This window comes from Streptomyces sp. NPDC051822, assembly GCF_044452745.1.
GTDB lineage: Bacteria > Actinomycetota > Actinomycetes > Streptomycetales > Streptomycetaceae > Streptomyces.
In genome coordinates, this window is sequence record NZ_JBITBZ010000006.1 from 377,363 (window position 1) to 393,525 (window position 16,163).

Here is a 16,163-nt window from a genome sequence, read left to right on the forward strand (position 1 = left end):
AAAACCCGGTGCACGCCATGCCCGGTTGCCGGATCATGGGCGCCATGGCTGACACCCCAGCGGTACCGTCCGAGCCCCAGCGGTCGCTGCCCATCCGGCTCAACCTCGACGACAGCGACTCGCCGTCGGACGTCGTCGACGCGCTGTTCCTCGGCCGCTTCGCGACCGGGGAGCAGCCGCACTCGCACAGCACCACCCTGGACCGGGTCAAGCCCGAGGCGACGCTGCTCCCGGCGGGCGCCACCGTGCTGCGGGCCGCGAAGGACGACGACCGCAGCGCCCTGCTCGCCGAGGGCGAGGGCTGGACGCTGCTCGTCTCCCGCTGGAGCCGGGGCGCGGACGTCACCGTCACGGCCGCCGACGCGGAGCTCGCCGAGCGCGTCCTCAAGGAGGCGACCGACGGGGCGAAGGACGAGCCCGAGCCGCAGCCGGAGAACGTGACGATGGGGTTCTGGTACGTGTCGCCCCGGCGCGGCCCGCACCGGACGACCCGGCAGATCAGCGCCGGGACGTGGGACGAGGTCCGGGCCAACTACAGCGCGCCGGTGGCCGAGTCCATGGACCGGCTGATGAAGGTGACGCCCGACACGATCGCCGGCCGGCTCCTGCTGCTGCACGGCCCGCCGGGGACGGGCAAGACGTCCGCGCTGCGGACCCTTGCGAGGTCCTGGCGGGACTGGTGCCAGGTGGACTGCGTACTGGACCCGGAGCGGCTCTTCAACGACGTCGGCTATCTGATGGACATCGCCATCGGGGAGGACGAGGGCACGGCGAAGGGGCGCTGGCGGCTGCTGCTCCTGGAGGACTGCGACGAGCTGATCAGGGGCGAGGCGAAGCACACGGCGGGGCAGGCCCTGTCGCGGCTGCTCAACCTGACGGACGGTCTGCTGGGCCAGGGCCGCAACGTGCTGGTGGGGGTCACCACCAACGAGGACCTGGAACGGCTGCACCCGGCCGTCGTCCGGCCGGGCCGCTGTCTGGCCCGTATCGAGGTGGGGCCGCTGACCCGGGCCGAGTCGGCGGCCTGGCTCGGCCGCGAGGAGGACGTGCCGCGCGAGGGCGCGACGCTGGCGGAGCTGTTCGCCCTGCGCCGCGGCACGCCCCCGACGGGACTTCCCGAACCACGCACGGCGGGGGCCGGCCTCTACCTGTAGCCGGTCGGTCCCGCCCTGAGCCGTCAGCTGTCGTACGCGGCCCGCAGGGCCTCGCTCATCGCCGCCTCCGCGGCCTCCCTGCTGAGACCCAGGCGCCGGGCCTCCTCGGCGTACTGGGCGGCGGCTGTCGCGGCCCTGCGGGTGGCGGCGTCGCCCGCCGCGGCGACGAAGGTCCCGTGCCGCCCGCGGGTCTCGATCACCCCGTCCGCCTCAAGCGCCTTGTACGCCTTGGCGACCGTGTTCGCGGCGAGGCCCAGCTGCTCCGCGAGCCCCCGCACCGTCGGCAGCTTGTACCCGACCGGCAGTTTGCCCGACCGGGCCCGCTCCGAGATCTGGGCGCGCAGCTGTTCGTAGGGAGCGGTGGTTGATTCATGGTTCACGGCGATGGTGAGTGTCACCCCGCCGATTCTGCCCCCACCCCACCGGAAAATGGGAGGCGGCTGCGCCCCCCGCCCCCGTACCGTGCGGCCACATGACTGTGATCGCCCGTGACGTGACGTCCGAGGACGCCGACGGTTTCGCCCGGGTCCGCCGGGCCGCGCTGCCCTTCATGCTCGCGACCGCCGAGCAGCTCACCTTCGACTGGGCGCACGCCCACCCCGAGAGCCACTACCGCCCGCTCGTGGCCGTGACCGAGGACGGCGGGATCATCGGGACCGCCCAGGTGGGGATCGCCCATGACGCCCCGGAGCCCGGCATCGGCTACGTCAACGTGTACGTGGACCCGGCGCACTCGGGCCGCGGTGCGGGGACGCTGCTGCTGCGCGCCGCCGAGGAGCACCTCGCCGAGCGGGGCGCGCGGACGCTGTACAGCTGGGTCCTGGACGCGCCGGAGAACCGCTCGTGGGCCGTGCGCCGTGGGTACGCGCCGAGCCGTTCCGCGCACTTCCTCCGCCTCGACCTGACCACGGCCGAACTGCCGCCGCTCCAGGCGCCGCCCGCCGGGGTGGAACTGCGCACGGCCGAGGACTTCGCGGCCGACCCGCGGCCGCTGTTCGAGCTGGACGCGGTGACGACGGCCGACGAGCCGGGCGACGTGGGCGCGGAGCTCGCCGACTACGCGCACTGGCTGGCGACGACCTGGGAGCATCCGCTGCTCGACCGCGCGCTGACGACGGTCGCGGTGGTCGACGGCGTTCCTGCCGCGTTCACCGCGGCGCAGACGGACGGTCTCGGCCGGTACGCCTCGGGGATGACGGGTACCTCTCCGGCGTACCGGGGGCGCGGTCTCGCCAAGCTCGCCAAGAACACGTCGCTGCACCGGGCGCGGGCCGCGGGCTGCACGGAGGCGTTCACCGGGAACGACGCGGGCAACGGGCCCATGCTGGCGATCAACGAATGGTTCGGTTACGAGATCGGCGCGACGGAGGTGCGGCATGTCCGGACGATCGGTTGAGGTCACCCTGACGAAGGCGGGACGGACGAAGATCCGCTATCCGGCCGAGGTCCTCACGGAGGACGGCGCCCGGCTCTCGGTGCGCGCCCCGTGGGCGGCCGAGGGGGTGCGGGACTTCGGTTTCGTGCGGTTCGAGCCGGGCGACGTCTTCGTGGAGCACTACTGGCGCGACCGCTGGTTCACGGTCAAGGAGGTGTGGTCCGCCGACGGCGCCCTCAAGGGCTGGTACTGCGACATCACCCGGCCGGCCGTCTTCGACGGCTCCGGGGTGGTGATCGAGGACCTGGACCTGGATTTGTGGGTGTCGGCGGACGGCAGCGAGGTGCTGCGGCTCGACGAGGACGAGTTCGCGGCGAGCGGGCTCACCGCCTCGGATCCGGAGGCGGCGGCGCGTGCCGTGGTCGCCCTCGACGAGCTGGAGGTACTGGGCCGCGAGGGCCTGATCGAGCTGCTGGGCCGATGAGCTTCCCGGGCCGGCGTCAGCGGAGTTCGACGGCCGACTCCTCGACCGCGAGGAAGTCGGGCGTCGGCAGTCCCGCCTCGCCCGCGGTGAGCTGCATGAGGGTGGCCTGTACCCGGGCCCTGCCCGGCTGGTAGGCGGGGTCCTTCACGACGGAGGTGTTGACCCACTCGTGGAGGTGTCCGTCGCAGACGGCCCGGGTGCCGCCGATCCCGGCGGAGCGGTCGCCCTGGACGAGCGTGGAGCTGACGAAGACGGGGCCCGCGCTGTCGTCGAGGCAGCGGTACGAGCCGGTCAGGGTCACCGTGCTGTCCTCGCCGACGCTCCCGAACCCGTGGACGGAGAGGTCGTCGACCCCTCCCAGGGGGGCGGGAGGGGTGCCTTCCGCGTGGGCGAGCGGGGCGAGGGCGGAGGCGAGCAGGACGCCTGTGGCGATGACGAGTCGGACGCGCATGAGCGGGGTCCCTTCGGAGTGGGGGGAAGGTACTGCCCGCCAGGGATACCGGATCCGGCCGCCACCTGTCCGAAACTCACTCCTTCGGGGGCGAGTTGGACGGACCGCCGCACATACCGTCGTACGGTCCGTCCGGACCTCTACCTCGTCCCCGCGCGCCGGATGACCACCTTCCTCAGCAGCGGCCAGGCGAGCAGGATCACGACGACCGCGTACACGGTGACGGAGAACGGGGTGTCGACCAGACCGGTCACCGAGCCGTCGCTGATCTGCAGGGCGCGGCGCAGCTGCTGTTCGGCGGCCGGGCCGAGGATGACGCCGATGACGGCCGGCAGCACCGGCAGGCCGTAGCGGCGCATGCCGAGCCCGATCAGGCCGATGACCAGCAGGATGACCAGGTCGAGCGCCTCCCCGCCGACCGCGTACGCGCCGACGGCGGCGAAGAAGAGGATGCCGGCGTAGAGGTACGGGCGCGGGATGCGCAGCAGCTTGGCCCAGACGGGCGCCAGCGGCAGGTTGAGCGCGAGCAGCAGCACCATGCCGACGAACAGCGAGGCGATCAGGCCCCACACCAGGTCGGGCTCCCGCTCGAAGAGGAGCGGGCCGGGCTGGATGCCGTACTGCTGGAACGCGGCCAGCATCACGGCGGCGACGGCCGTCGTGGGGAGCCCGAGGGTCAGCATCGAGACGAGCGTCCCCGCCGCGGAGGCGGAGGCCGCCGACTCCGGTCCGGCCACCCCCTCGATGGCGCCCTTGCCGAACTGCTCCTTGTGCTTCGAGAGCCGCTTCTCCGTCACGTACGAGAGGAACGTCGGGATCTCCGCGCCGCCGGCCGGGATCGCGCCGAACGGGAATCCGATGAGGGGACCGCGCAGCCAGGACTTCCAGGTGCGCTTCACGTCCTCCCCGCCCAGCCAGGGGCGCCCGACCGGGATGGCCTCGCCCGCCGTCCGGCGCAGGTGCGCGGCGACCCACAGCGCCTCGCCGATGGCGAAGAGGCCGACCGCGACGATGACGACGTCGACGCCGTCGGCGAGCTGGAGGGAACCGAAGGTGAGGCGCTGCTGTCCGGTCATCTGGTCGAGGCCGACCAGGCCGATGGTGAGGCCGATGAGCAGGGAGGCGAGGCCCCGGATGCGGGAGGAGCCGAGGACCGAGGTCACCGCGATGAACGCGAGGACCATCAGGGCGAGGTAGTCGGGGGCGCCGATGTCGACGGCGAGCGCGGCGACGGTCGGGGCGAGGACGACGAGCAGGATGGTGCCGATCATGCCGCCGGCGAAGTGGCCGATGGCCGCCGCGGCGAGGGCCTGCGCGCCGCGGCCCGCCTTGGCCATCGGGTTGCCCTCGATGGCGGCGACGACGGCCGCGCTCTCCCCGGGGGTGTTGAGGAGGATCGAGGTGGTCGAGCCGCCGAACATGGCCCCGTAGTAGATGCCGGCGAACATGATGAACGCGCCGGTGGGTTCGAGCCCGTAGGTCACCGGGAGCAGCAGGGCGACGGCCATGGCGGGGCCGATGCCGGGCAGGACGCCGATGGCGGTGCCGAGGAGCACGCCGATCGCGGCCCACAGCAGGTTCATCGGGGTGAGGGCGGTCCCGAAGCCGTCGATGAGGGAGTTCAGGGAATCCATGGGTCAGATCACTCCCATCAGCGGGCCGCCGGGCAGCGGGACGCCGAGCAGCTTGTCGAAGACGACGTAGGTGAGGAGCGAGAGGGCGGCGGCGATCAGCGGGTCGCGGTGGAGATGGCGGCTGCCGAGGGCGTAGGCCGAGCCCCAGAAGAGGAGCGCTCCTGCGACGGGGAAGCCGACGGGGCCGATGAGGACGGCGAAGGCGAGGAAGACGCCCGCGAGGAGCAGGACCGTACGCCAGTCGGCGGGCTCGCTCAGGTCGACGTCCTCGCCGGCCTCGGCCTCGCCCCGGCCGCCGCGCAGGACGTCGACGGAGAGGAGCACGGCGACGAGGACCAGTCCGCAGCCGACGACGAGGGGGACGGTGGCGGGGCCGACGGGGCCGCGGCCCGTGAGGTCGGCGTCGAGGGTGAGGGCGTCGGTGAGGACGAGGACGCCGAGGAGGAAGAGGAGGGCGCCGACGCCGAGTTCGGAGCGCTCACGCAGCCAGGTCTTCACGGTCGTCCTCACAGGCCCAGCTCCTTCAGTACGGAGCCGACGCGCCGGTCCTGCTCCGCGAGGAACGTGCCGAACTCCTCGCCGGGCAGGAAGGCGTCGTTCCAGCCGTGGGTCTTCAGCGACTCGCGCCACTGCGGGGAGTCGTGCAGTTCGGTCACGAGGGTGACGAGCTTCTCGCGCTCGGCGTCGGAGAGGCCCGGCGGGGCGACGATGCCGCGCCAGTTGGTGAACTCGGTGTCGAGGCCGGCCTCGCGGAGCGTGGGGGCGTCGAGCCCGGGAACCCGCTTCGGGCCGGTGACGGCGAGGAGGCGCAGCTGCCCCGCCTTGATCTGGTCGAGGTACTCGCCGACGCCGGAGACGCCGAAGGCGACCTTGTCGCCGAGGATGGAGGCGAGGAGCTCGCCGCCGCCGTCGAAGGGCACGTAGTTGACGTCCTTCGGGGCGATCCCGGCGGCCTGGGCCATCAGCATCGGGGCGAGGTGGTCGGGGCCGCCGGGCGAGGAGCCGCCGCCGACGGGCAGCTTGCCGGGGTTCTCCTTCCAGGCGGTGAGCAGGTCCTGGATGGTCTTGTACGGGGAGTCCTTGCCGACCACGACGATGTCCTGCTCCTCGGTGAGCCGGGCGATCGGGGTGGTGTCGGCGAGGGTCCTGGGCGTCTGGTTGGTGTGGACGGCGCCGACGACACCGAGGCCCATGGACATGGCGAGACGGCCGTTGCCGCGTTCGCCGACGAGCCGGGTGAGGCCGACGGTGCCGCCCGCGCCGGGCAGGTTGAAGACCTCGATGTCGCCGGTGAGACCGGCCTCCTCGGCGTTCTTGGCCGCGGTGCGGGCGGTGATGTCGTATCCGCCGCCGGGTGTGTTGGGGACCATGAAGCGCAGGCCGGGTATCCGGGTGCCGGTGTCGGTGCCGCTGCCGGGGCTGAGCAGCGGCGGACCCACAAGGACGAGCAGCGCGGCCCCGAGGAGGGCGAAGGGGGTGCGCAGACGCACGTGTGCCGCCTCTCAGGTAGGAGGGAAGGGGGATGTGAGGTGGCCCACATGTTGCCCGCGCGTTAAGAAGCTGTCTCCCTTCCGCAACCAACGGACGTTGTGGTCGTTGTGGTCGGGACCTAGCGTGGGTCGTCGTGACGAACGTGCTGGTGGTGGACGACGACTTCATGGTCGCCAAGCTGCACTGCCGCTATGTGTCGGCGGTGGCGGGCTTCTCGGTGTCCGGGGTCGCGCACAGCGGCGCGGAGGCGCTGCGGGCCGCCGAGCGGCTCCGTCCCGACCTGGTGCTCCTCGACGTCTTCCTGCCCGACATGGACGGCATCCAGGTGCTGCGGGAGCTACGCGCGGCGGGCCTGGGCATGGACGCGCTCTTCATCACGGCGGCGCGGGACGTGGGCACGATCCGCGCGGCGCTGCGGGCGGGGGCGCTGCACTATCTGATCAAGCCGTTCAGCCAGGCGGCGCTGCACGAGCAGCTCCGCCACGTGGCCTCGCTGCGCAGCCGCCTCGACGAACTGGACGAGGCCCGCCAGGAGGACGTCGACCAGATCTTCGGCACCCGCCCGCGCGGCTCCCGCGAACTCCCGAAAGGCCTGGCCGCCCACACGGCCGACCTGGTCGACTCGGTGCTGCGCGCCCACCCGGAGGGCCTCTCGGCCACGGAGTGCGCGGAGGCGGGCTCCCTGTCCCGGGTGAGCGCCCGCCGCTACCTGGAGTACTTCGCGGAAACGGGCCGCGCGGAGATCACCCTGCGGTACGGGGGCACGGGACGCCCGGAGCGGCGCTACCGGCGACTGGGATAGGCGGCGGCCGGAGCCTGTTTCTCAGGCGCTTCTTACGTCTGCCTTAAAGCGGTCCTAAGGATCGGCGTTCCGCCTTCTTCACGGGCTCTTTCGCGGACATCGGCGGCTAGCTTCCTTGCAACCCCCCGCGTCCCACCCTCGTGAAGGAGCTGTCCCCCCATGACGTCTCGCCGTACGGCCTCGGCCGTCACCGCCACCGCGGTCCTCGCCCTCTCCGGGCTCGCCTCCGCTCCCGCGTTCGCGCACGGGTCGATGACGGATCCGGTGAGCCGGGTCTCGGCCTGTTACGCGGAGGGGCCGGAGTCCCCGCGGTCGGCGGCGTGCAAGGCGGCGGTGGCGGCGAGCGGGGCGCAGGCGTTCTACGACTGGAACGCGGTGAACATCGCCAACGCCGCTGGTCAGCACCGGCAGTTGATCCCGGACGGCAAGCTGTGCAGCGCGGGCAACGACAAGTACCGGGGGCTCGACCTGGCGCGGGCCGACTGGCCGGCGAGCGGCATGAAGTCCGGTGCGCACACCTTCCGTTACAAGGGGACGGCGCCGCACCGGGGCACGTTCGCGCTGTACGTGACGAAGGACGGGTACGACCCGTCGAAGCCGCTGGCGTGGTCGGACCTGGAGGAGAAGCCGTTCGCGACGGTGACCGACCCGCGGATGGAGAGCGGTGACTACGTCTTCGAGGGCACGGTGCCCAAGAGGTCCGGGCGGCACCTGATCTACTCGATCTGGCAGCGCTCGGACTCCCCCGAGGCGTTCTACACCTGCTCGGACGTGGTGTTCGGTGAGGACGGCGGCGGTACGGCCCCGGCGCCGAGCGCGTCCGCGCCGAGCGACGAGCAGATCGAGGCGGGCCAGGACGAGTCCTCGGTCGAGCACGGCGGGCACGGGGACGGCGACCCGGCGACGGGTGCCGGGGAGACGGCGGCGGCCCCGGCCCCGGCGGCCACCACGGCCGCTCCGGTCCCGTCGGCCACGGCCACGGCCGCCACGGCGCCCGCGCAGGAGACCGCCCCCAACGTGCCCGCGCCCGCCGCCGGTTCGGGCTCCGGTGTGGAGCTGGCCGAGACCGGGGGCGACACCGTCACCCCGTATCTCGCGGTCGGGGGCGCCGCCGTGCTCGCGCTCGGTGCGGCCGTGCTGTTCGGGGCCGTCCGGCGGGGCCGGACGGCCCGATAGGCCCTAGCCGATCACCGAGAGGCAGGTGGTCGGGGTCGCGTGGGCCGGGTCGAGGGCGTTGGCCACCTCGTGGAAGGCGACCCGGTCCACCGTGCCGATCGCCACGTGCTCGGACAGGTCGAGCGCGCACTTGTCCTGGATGAGGACGTTGGTGACGTTGGGTCCTGACAGGTACTGGGAGCGGTACGGGGTGACGACCTCGTCGTACTGGGTGGCGATGACGTGGTAGCGGACGCCGGGCACGGTGTCGCCGCCCTCGTTGAGCTTGGTGAGGAAGGGCGAGCCGGCGATCTGGTCGGCGAGGCCCGGGGTGGCGGCGCTGACGAGGTCCTCGGCGCCGGGGAAGTACGGCAGGAGCTTGGTGAGGCCGAGGAGGGTGGTGCCGTGGTTGTCGGGGGCGATCCCGACGAGCGCGTTCACCTTCTCGGCCCCGCCGAGGAACTTGAGGTACCAGCGGGGCATCATGCCGCCCTGCGAGTGGCCGACGAGGTCGGCCTCGGGGGCGCCGGTGGCGGCGAGGACCCGGTCGACGTAGGTGTCGAGCTGTCCCGCGGAGGCGGAGATGGGGCCGAGCCCGTGGAAGAACGGCACGTTCGGCAGCTGGCCGTAGTCGAGGGAGAAGACGCAGTAGCCGCGGTTGACCAGATACGGCGCGAGGCCGAGCCAGTTGTCGACGGAGTTCCCGAAGGTCCCGTGGACGAGGACGACAGGGCGCGGGTGTGCGGCGGAGGGCTTGCAGGAGAAGTCGTTCCAGCCACGGCTGGCGGCGGTGACGGTCTCGACCTGGGCCGAGGCGGCGGTGGTCGGGGCGAGGGTGGCGGCGGCGGCCAGGAGCAGGACGGACAGCGCTCTGACCGCGTGCTTCCAGGGGTTGCGGGGCAGCATCGGGCGATCTCCTTGCGGCTCAAGGGGAAGGTGGGGTGCTGTGCCCTGCGGTCCGGACCACAAGTGGGGGCGCGCGATGGGGATGCGCTTCAGCCAAGCTACGCACCGGTAGCCTCGGCTGGGAAGTTACGCGTCGGTAAAAAGTGATGTGGCGTCAAGGAGTGTCGGAGGTCTGGCCGTCAGCGGCCGTCAGGCCGCGAGCGATCCCGGGAGGATCGCCCTGGGGCCGAATCTCGCCCGTGCCCGGTCGGCCACCGCCTCGATCCGCCGGGCCTTCTCGTCCGTCGGGTCGAGCGACAGCTGGTGTCCGGCCCCTTCGGCGCCCGTCAGGCCCTCGGCGCGCAGGGCGATGCCCCGGACGCGGGCCCGCTGGAGGCCGAAGGAGTCGTGGACGGCGTACGCGAGGGTGGTGAGCGCCGCCGAGTGGGCGGTGGGTTCGGGCAGGGTGCGGCTCCGGCTGGTCGTGGTCCGGTCGGCGTACCGCACGGTGACGGCGAGCCCGCGGCACACCTGCCCCTCGGTCCGCAGCCGGGCGCCCAGTTCCTCGGCGAGCGAGAGGAGGGCCCTGCGCTGTTCCGTACGGTCGGTCTCGTCGCGCGGGAAGGCGCGTTCGGCGGCCACCGACCGGGAGGCGGCGTGCGGGACGACCGGGGTGCGGTCGATGCCCCGGGCCCGTTCCCACAGGTCGCGGCCGGTCTTCGCGCCGACGAGCCGCTGGAGTACGGCGAGCGGCGCGTCCGCGACGCGGCCGGCGGAGTCGAGCCCGTAGCCGCAGAGGGTGCGGGCGGTGGCGCGGCCGACGCCGTCGAGGGCGGCGACCGGCCGGTCGCGCAGGAAGGCCCTGGGGTCCTCGACGACGAGGGTGACGCCCGGCCGGGCCTCGCGGGCGGCCATCCGGGCCAGCATCGGGTTGGGCCCGGCACCGATGACGCAGTCGACGCCGTACAGGGCGAGCGCCCTGACCCGGATCACCGAGGCGAGTTCGGCCGGGGTCCGGTCGAAGTAGCGCAGCGCGCCCCGGACGTCGGCGAGCGCCTCGCCGGGCGGGGCGGCCTCGACGGTCGGCGTGAAATCGCCCAGGAGGTCGACCAGTTGGGGGAAAAGGGCTTCCCACATCGGTTCGATCCTGAACCGCACGCAGAGGATCACGTCACCCTCCTTCGGGGCACGTCAACCAAGGTTGACACAAGAGGGGCGTCAACGTAAGTTGACAGCATGACCGATGCGACCGATCTCGCCGCACGGGCGGGCGACCGCGACCCACGGGTCGGACTACGGGCCGTCTCCGCCCTGCGGCGACTGCTGGAACAGCTGGAAGCCGTCCAGGTGCGCAGCGCGCGCAACCAGGGGTGGTCGTGGCAGGAGATCGCGGCCGAACTGGGAGTCAGCCGACAGGCCGTCCACAAGAAGTACGGGAGGCAGTGATGTTCGAACGGTTCACGAAGGCCGCACGCGCCGTGGTGAAGGGCGCGGCCGAACACGCGGAGCGGGGCGGGGCGACGGCCGTCACCCAGGAGCACCTGCTGCTCGCCCTGCTCGACGGGGAGGGCACCCGGGCGACGGAGGCCCTGCGCGCCCTGTGCCCGCCCGACCGCAGGTCGTCCCTGGTGGCCACCCTGACCGACGCCCGGCGCCGGGCGGGGCTCTCCCGGGCGGACGCGGAGGCCCTGGCGGACCTCGGCATCGACGTCGGCGCGATCGTGGCCCGGGTGGAGGAGACCCACGGCGAGGGCGCGCTGGCCGGCGACCGCAGGGACTCCGGCCGGCGGTCGGGCCGCCGCCCCTTCTCGCGGGAGGCCAGGAGCATCCTGGAGAAGTCCCTCCGGGTGGCGCTGGCCCGCAAGGACCGGGAGATCGGCGACGAGCACATCCTCCTGGCGCTCACCACGACCGGGGGGGTCGTCGCGGAGGCCCTGGCCGACCACGGCGTGACGTACGCCTCCGTCGAAGCGGCGGTCGCCGGCGCTCCGGCGGCCTGACCGCGACGGCTGCCGGAGGCGGTCACCGGAGAGGGGGCTCATCCCGCGCTCCCGGGGCTGCTGTGCCACAACTTCCGTCCGCTCGGCGCCCCTTCGCCCGCCGGCTTCAGGTCGGCCCAGGGGTTCATCTCGTAGCCGGTGGGCATCGTGATGCGGCGGCCGGAGTCTCCGCTTCCGCCGGACGGCGCGGCTTCGGGTCCAGGTTCGGCGAGGCGCTCCCCCACCGCGTCCAGGCCACCGGACGCCCGCAGTCCGGCCAGTTCGGCGAGGTTCCAGGCGGCGGTGCCGACCACGCTGACGCTGCGGGGGCCGCGCCGCTGCACCACGCCCCTGACCAGCAGCAGCCAGGAGTGGAAGACGGTGTGGGCGCAGCGCTCGTGGGCGTCGTCGAAGAAGGCGAGGTCGACCAGACCCGTGCCGTCGTCGAGGGTGGTGAAGATGACCCGCTTGCCGGAGCGGATCGGCGGAGTCTGGGTGGCGGCCTTGGCGCCCGCGACGAGGACGGTCCTGCCGTGCGGGGTGTCGCGGAGGCGCTGCGCGGAGACAACTCCGAGTTCGTCGAGGAAGGCGCGGTGGTCACTCATCAGGTGGCGGGAGGCGTCCATGCCGAGGATGCCGAGTTCGGCGCTGAGGCGTTCCGTCTCGTCGAGGTCGGGCAGGCCGACGGGGGCGGTCTTCCCGCCCTGGGCGAGCGGGAGCTGTCCGCCGTGGGAGGCGGCTCCGCGCTGGATGCGCCGGAGTTCGGTGAGGTGGAGGAGGAGGTCGCGGCGGTTGGCGCCGAAGGCGTCGAGGGCTCCCACCTGGGCGAGCCGTTCGGCGACGGGGGTGCGGGGGCGGGCCCTTTCCCAGAAGTCGAGGAGGGAGGCGTAGGGCTGTCCGGCCTCGATGCGGGCGCTCTCGGTCTCGCTGATGCCGTGGACGTCGGTGAGGCCGAGGCGGAGTCCCCACCGGGCACCGGAGAATGAATCAGACACCAGTTCGATACGGTGAGCGACCGCCGACCGGTTCACGTCGAGCGGCAGCACCGGCACCCCGCGCCGCCGCGCGTCCGCGAGCAGCAGCCGCTTGGGGTACATGCCGGGGTCGTGGGTGAGCAGCCCGGCGTAGAAGGCCGCCGGGTGGTGCGCCTTGAGCCAGGCGGACTGGTACGTCGGTACGGCGAAGGCCACCGCGTGCGCCTTGCAGAAGCCGTACGAGCCGAAGGCCTCCACGATCTCCCAGGTCCGGGCGACGACCTCGTCCGCGTATCCGCGCGCCGAGGCCTGCCGGGCGAACCAGAGCTTGATCCGGCCCTGCAGTTCGGGGTCCGAGAGCGCGCGCCGCACCTGGTCGGCCTCGTCGCGACGGCAGCCGGTCATGATCCGGACGATCTCGATGATCTGCTCGTGGAAGACGACCACGCCGTACGTCTCCCTCAGCGTCTCCTCCAGGTCGGGGTGCGGGTAGCGGACGGGGGCGCGGCCGTGCCGGGCCTCGATGAAGGGGCGGACCATGTCGGCGGCGACCGGGCCCGGCCGGAAGAGCGAGATGTCGACGACCAGGTCGTGGAAGGTGGCGGGCTGGAGCCGGCCGACCAGGTCGCGCTGGCCCGGCGACTCGATCTGGAAGCAGCCGAGGGTCTCGGTGGAGCGGATGAGCCGGTACGTCTCGGGGTCGCCCTCAGGTACCGCGTCGATGTCCGGACGGGTGCCGGTGGCCCGCTCGACCTCGGCGACGGCGTGGGCCATCGCGGACTGCATCCGCACCCCGAGGACGTCGAGCTTGAGCAGCCCGAGGTCCTCCACGTCCTCCTTGTCGAACTGGGACATGGGGAAGCCCTCCCCGCTGGTCGGGACCACGGGGGTACGGCTGAGCAGCGAGGCGTCCGAGAGCAGCACTCCGCAGGGGTGCATGGCGATGCCGCGCGGGAGGGCGTCGAGCGCCTCGACCAGCTCCCAGAGCCTGCCGTACTTCTGCTTCTCCCCCGCGAGCGCGCGCAGCTCGGGCAGTTCGTCGAGGGCGGCGAGCGCGTCCCTGGCCCGGATGTGCGGAAAGGCCTTGGCGATCCGGTCGGTCTCGGCCGGGTCCAGGGAGAGGGCCGCGCCCACGTCCCGTACCGCGTGGCGGACCCGGTAGGTCTCGGGCATGGAGACGGTGGCGACGCGGGCGGTGCCGAAGCGGTCGATGATCGCCCGGTAGACCTCCAGGCGGCGGGCGGACTCCACGTCGATGTCGATGTCGGGCAGGACGGTGCGGCGCTTGGAGAGGAAGCGTTCCATCAGCAGGCCGTGCTCGACCGGGTCGGCGTGGGCGATGCCGAGCAGGTGGTTGACGAGGGAGCCGGCGCCCGAGCCGCGGGCGGCGACCCGGATGCCCATGCCCCGTACGTCGTCGACGACCTGGGCGACCGTCAGGAAGTAGGCGGCGAAGCCGTGGTGGGCGATGACGTCCAGCTCGCGGTGCATCCGGTCCCAGTAGTCGCGCCGCTTCTCGTACCCCTTCAGGACCATGCCGGCGGCGGCCCGGGAGGCGAGGACGCGCTGGGCGGTGCGGTGCTCGGCGCCGACGAGGTGGGGTTCGGGGAAGTGGGCGGAGCCGATGCCGAGGTCGTCCTCGGGGTCGACCAGGCAGGCGGCGGCGACCGCCGCGGTCTGTTCGAGGAGCCGGTGGGCGGTGTCCCGGCGGAAGCCGGCGGCCTCGACGATCCGCTCGGCGGCGGCCGTCATCCCGTCGGGTCCTTCGGCGCCCTTGAGCCAGGCCTGGCCGCTGTCGAGCTCCCTGCGGGGGTCGATGGGGACAAGCCGGCGGGCGGAGTCGAGGACGTCGGCCACGGGGCCCTGACCGGAATCGGCGTAGCGGACGGCGTTGGTCAGGACGGGCCGGACGCCCTGTTCGGCGGCGAAGCCGACGGTACGGGCGGCGAGCCGCAGGGAGCCGGGGCCCGTGCCGGTGCGGCCGTGGTCGACGGCCGTCAGGCGCAACGCGTCGCCGTACCGCTCGCGCCAGGGGGCGAGCAGCCGGGCGGCCCGGTCGGGGCGGCCCGCGGCGAGGGCGCGGCCGACGTCGGAAGCGGCGCCGAGCAGGACGAACACGTCGTCGCCCAGGGCGGACCAGGGCAGCAGGGGCTGCTGCCCGCCTCCGGCGTGGGCGGCGGTGATCATGGAGCAGAGGGAGGCCCAGCCGGTGCGGGAGCGGGCGAGGAAGAGGGCACGGGGCGCGGACTCGTCGACGAAGGCCCCGCCCCGGACGGGCACCCGCCGTACGTCCTGCGTGCGCCCGGGACCGCCGCGCCCGGACGCCTGCGCCTCGTACGCCAGGTCCACGCCGAACAGGGGGCGGATGCCCTCCTTCGCGCAGGCCTTGGCGAAGCGGATGGTGCCGGAGAGGGTGTCGCGGTCGGTCAGGGCGAGCGCGTCCATGCCGCGTGCGGCGGCGCGGGCGGCGAGGCGTTCGGGGTGGGAGGCGCCGTAGCGCAGGGAGTAGCCCGACGCGGTGTGCAGGTGCGTGAAACCCGGCATGGCGCACCTCCCGCACTCCCGCATCGATTCGTACGCATGTTCCCACCCCCCCGTTCTTCACCTTAACTCATTTCGAACGTCCGTACGATAACCCGTGCGGGCCTGCCTCCGCTCCGGCCCGCGCCCCGCCTCCGTCAGCCATTCGGGCGCCTCCCACCTGCGGGAACACCCCCTGCCCCGGAGCGTGGGGGCATGAGTCTCGTCGATGAACTGAAAAGCGCCGTCACCCCCCGAGCAGCCCTGCTCGTCGTCGGCGTCCTCGCCCTCCAGCTCCTGTTCATCGCCTCGTACGTCGGGGCCCTGCACCACCCGAAGCCGCGGGACGTGCCCTTCGGCGTCGTCGCGCCGCAGCAGGCCTCCGCCCGGCTCGTCGGGCAGCTGGAGAAGCTCCCCGGCGACCCGCTCGACCCCCGCACGGTCACCGACGAGGCCGCGGCACGGCAGCAGATCCTGAACCGGGACATCGACGGCGCCCTGATCGTCGACCCGACCGGCCGCACCGACACCCTGCTCGTCGCCTCCGGCGGCGGCACCGTGCTCTCCTCCGCCCTGCAGACGATCTTCACTCAGGTGGAGGGAGCCCAGCAGCGCACCCTGCGGACGGTCGACGTGGCCCCGGCCTCGGCGGAGGACTTCGACGGACTCTCGGCCTTCTACCTGGTCGTCGGCTGGTGCGTCGGCGGCTACATCTGCGCCGCGATCCTGGCGATCAGCGCGGGCTCGCGGCCCGCGAACCGGGAACGCGCGATCATCCGTCTCGGCGCGCTCGCTGTCTACTCGGTCCTCGGCGGCCTCGGCGGCGCGATCATCGTCGGCCCGATCCTGGGCGCCCTGCCCGGCAGCGTCGCCGCCCTGTGGGGGCTCGGCGCCCTGGTCGTCTTCGCCGTCGGCTGCGCCACCCTCGCGCTTCAGTCGGTCTTCGGGATCGTCGGCATCGGCCTGGCGATCCTGCTGATCGTGATCGCGGGCAACCCCAGCGCGGGCGGCGCCTTCCCGCTGCCGATGCTGCCCCCGTTCTGGAACGCGATCGGCCCGGCCCTGCCGCCGGGAGCGGGCACCTGGGCGGCGCGCTCGATCGCGTACTTCAAGGGCAACGACATGACCGGCTCGATGCTGGTCCTCTCCGCCTGGGCGGTCGTCGGCGCGGCGGTCACCCTGGTGATGTCCTCGCTGAAGCGCAAGCCCGAGGCGGAGCCGATCGCGGGAGAGCTGGACGAGGTCCGCGCGTAGGACAC

The 16,163-nt window shown here is 73.1% G+C and carries 16 protein-coding genes; 8 read left to right on the forward strand and 8 right to left on the reverse strand.

The features are described from left to right. The first annotated feature begins 35 nt into the window (after positions 1 to 35). Positions 36 to 1,154 carry a DUF5925 domain-containing protein gene (locus ACIA8N_RS21350; protein WP_365783603.1) on the forward strand — a complete coding sequence of 373 codons (1,119 nt, stop codon included), beginning with the start codon at positions 36 to 38 and terminating at the stop codon, positions 1,152 to 1,154. A 23-nt stretch (positions 1,155 to 1,177) separates the two neighbouring features. Here ACIA8N_RS21350 and ACIA8N_RS21355 read toward each other — a convergent pair whose 3' ends face one another. After that, positions 1,178 to 1,552 carry a GntR family transcriptional regulator gene (locus ACIA8N_RS21355; RefSeq protein WP_365783605.1) on the reverse strand — a complete coding sequence of 125 codons (375 nt, stop codon included), beginning with the start codon at positions 1,550 to 1,552 and terminating at the stop codon, positions 1,178 to 1,180. A gap of 74 nt (positions 1,553 to 1,626) precedes the next feature. On the opposite strand from ACIA8N_RS21355, the gene ACIA8N_RS21360 reads away from it, so the two are divergent. Together ACIA8N_RS21360 and ACIA8N_RS21365 are read left to right on the forward strand one after the other, a co-directional pair. After that, a complete protein-coding gene (locus ACIA8N_RS21360; RefSeq protein WP_365783607.1) occupies positions 1,627 to 2,550 on the forward strand; it encodes a GNAT family N-acetyltransferase in 924 nt (307 codons plus the stop codon). Then, complete coding sequence (locus ACIA8N_RS21365) at positions 2,531 to 3,013, forward strand: DUF402 domain-containing protein (protein ID WP_359207278.1); 483 nt, start codon at positions 2,531 to 2,533, stop codon at positions 3,011 to 3,013. The genes ACIA8N_RS21360 and ACIA8N_RS21365 overlap by 20 nt, the downstream gene beginning before the upstream one ends. 16 nt (positions 3,014 to 3,029) lie before the next feature. Here ACIA8N_RS21365 and ACIA8N_RS21370 read toward each other — a convergent pair whose 3' ends face one another. The 4 genes from ACIA8N_RS21370 to ACIA8N_RS21385 form a co-directional block, all read right to left on the reverse strand. Beyond that, complete coding sequence (locus ACIA8N_RS21370) at positions 3,030 to 3,464, reverse strand: DUF6299 family protein (protein WP_365783609.1); 435 nt, start codon at positions 3,462 to 3,464, stop codon at positions 3,030 to 3,032. A 140-nt stretch (positions 3,465 to 3,604) separates the two neighbouring features. Next, a complete protein-coding gene (locus tag ACIA8N_RS21375; RefSeq protein WP_365783611.1) occupies positions 3,605 to 5,098 on the reverse strand; it encodes a tripartite tricarboxylate transporter permease in 1,494 nt (497 codons plus the stop codon). A 3-nt stretch (positions 5,099 to 5,101) separates the two neighbouring features. Next, positions 5,102 to 5,608 carry a tripartite tricarboxylate transporter TctB family protein gene (locus ACIA8N_RS21380; protein WP_365783613.1) on the reverse strand — a complete coding sequence of 169 codons (507 nt, stop codon included), beginning with the start codon at positions 5,606 to 5,608 and terminating at the stop codon, positions 5,102 to 5,104. Further along, a complete protein-coding gene (locus tag ACIA8N_RS21385) occupies positions 5,605 to 6,588 on the reverse strand; it encodes a tripartite tricarboxylate transporter substrate binding protein (RefSeq protein WP_365783615.1) in 984 nt (327 codons plus the stop codon). Before ACIA8N_RS21385 ends, ACIA8N_RS21380 begins: the two co-directional genes overlap by 4 nt. A gap of 134 nt (positions 6,589 to 6,722) precedes the next feature. Between ACIA8N_RS21385 and ACIA8N_RS21390 the strand changes: the two genes are divergently transcribed. Then, positions 6,723 to 7,391: a response regulator gene (locus ACIA8N_RS21390; protein ID WP_030221275.1), complete on the forward strand. Its 669-nt coding sequence runs from the start codon at positions 6,723 to 6,725 to the stop codon at positions 7,389 to 7,391. A 159-nt stretch (positions 7,392 to 7,550) separates the two neighbouring features. Next, a complete protein-coding gene (locus ACIA8N_RS21395) occupies positions 7,551 to 8,567 on the forward strand; it encodes a lytic polysaccharide monooxygenase (RefSeq protein WP_365783617.1) in 1,017 nt (338 codons plus the stop codon). Positions 8,568 to 8,570: 3 nt separating this feature from the next. On the opposite strand, the gene ACIA8N_RS21400 is transcribed toward ACIA8N_RS21395, so the two are convergent. Both ACIA8N_RS21400 and ACIA8N_RS21405 read right to left on the reverse strand, forming a co-directional pair. Next, a complete protein-coding gene (locus ACIA8N_RS21400; protein ID WP_365783619.1) occupies positions 8,571 to 9,452 on the reverse strand; it encodes an alpha/beta fold hydrolase in 882 nt (293 codons plus the stop codon). Positions 9,453 to 9,641: 189 nt separating this feature from the next. Continuing rightward, on the reverse strand, positions 9,642 to 10,568 hold the full coding sequence (locus ACIA8N_RS21405) for a DNA polymerase thumb domain-containing protein (protein WP_365783621.1): 927 nt from the start codon (positions 10,566 to 10,568) through the stop codon (positions 9,642 to 9,644). A 99-nt stretch (positions 10,569 to 10,667) separates the two neighbouring features. Here ACIA8N_RS21405 and ACIA8N_RS21410 point away from each other — a divergent pair, with 99 nt between their 5' ends. Both ACIA8N_RS21410 and ACIA8N_RS21415 read left to right on the forward strand, forming a co-directional pair. After that, positions 10,668 to 10,877, forward strand: coding sequence for a helix-turn-helix domain-containing protein (locus ACIA8N_RS21410; protein WP_026058749.1), 210 nt, complete (start codon positions 10,668 to 10,670; stop codon positions 10,875 to 10,877). Further along, a complete protein-coding gene (locus ACIA8N_RS21415) occupies positions 10,877 to 11,431 on the forward strand; it encodes a Clp protease N-terminal domain-containing protein (RefSeq protein WP_365783624.1) in 555 nt (184 codons plus the stop codon). Before ACIA8N_RS21410 ends, ACIA8N_RS21415 begins: the two co-directional genes overlap by 1 nt. Before the next feature lie 38 nt (positions 11,432 to 11,469). Here ACIA8N_RS21415 and ACIA8N_RS21420 read toward each other — a convergent pair whose 3' ends face one another. Beyond that, positions 11,470 to 14,928: a DNA polymerase III subunit alpha gene (locus ACIA8N_RS21420; RefSeq protein ID WP_365783626.1), complete on the reverse strand. Its 3,459-nt coding sequence runs from the start codon at positions 14,926 to 14,928 to the stop codon at positions 11,470 to 11,472. A gap of 192 nt (positions 14,929 to 15,120) precedes the next feature. Here ACIA8N_RS21420 and ACIA8N_RS21425 point away from each other — a divergent pair, with 192 nt between their 5' ends. Next, entirely contained in the window at positions 15,121 to 16,158 is a 1,038-nt protein-coding gene (locus ACIA8N_RS21425) for a DUF3533 domain-containing protein (RefSeq protein WP_365783628.1), read from the forward strand. Positions 16,159 to 16,163: the final 5 nt, after the last annotated feature.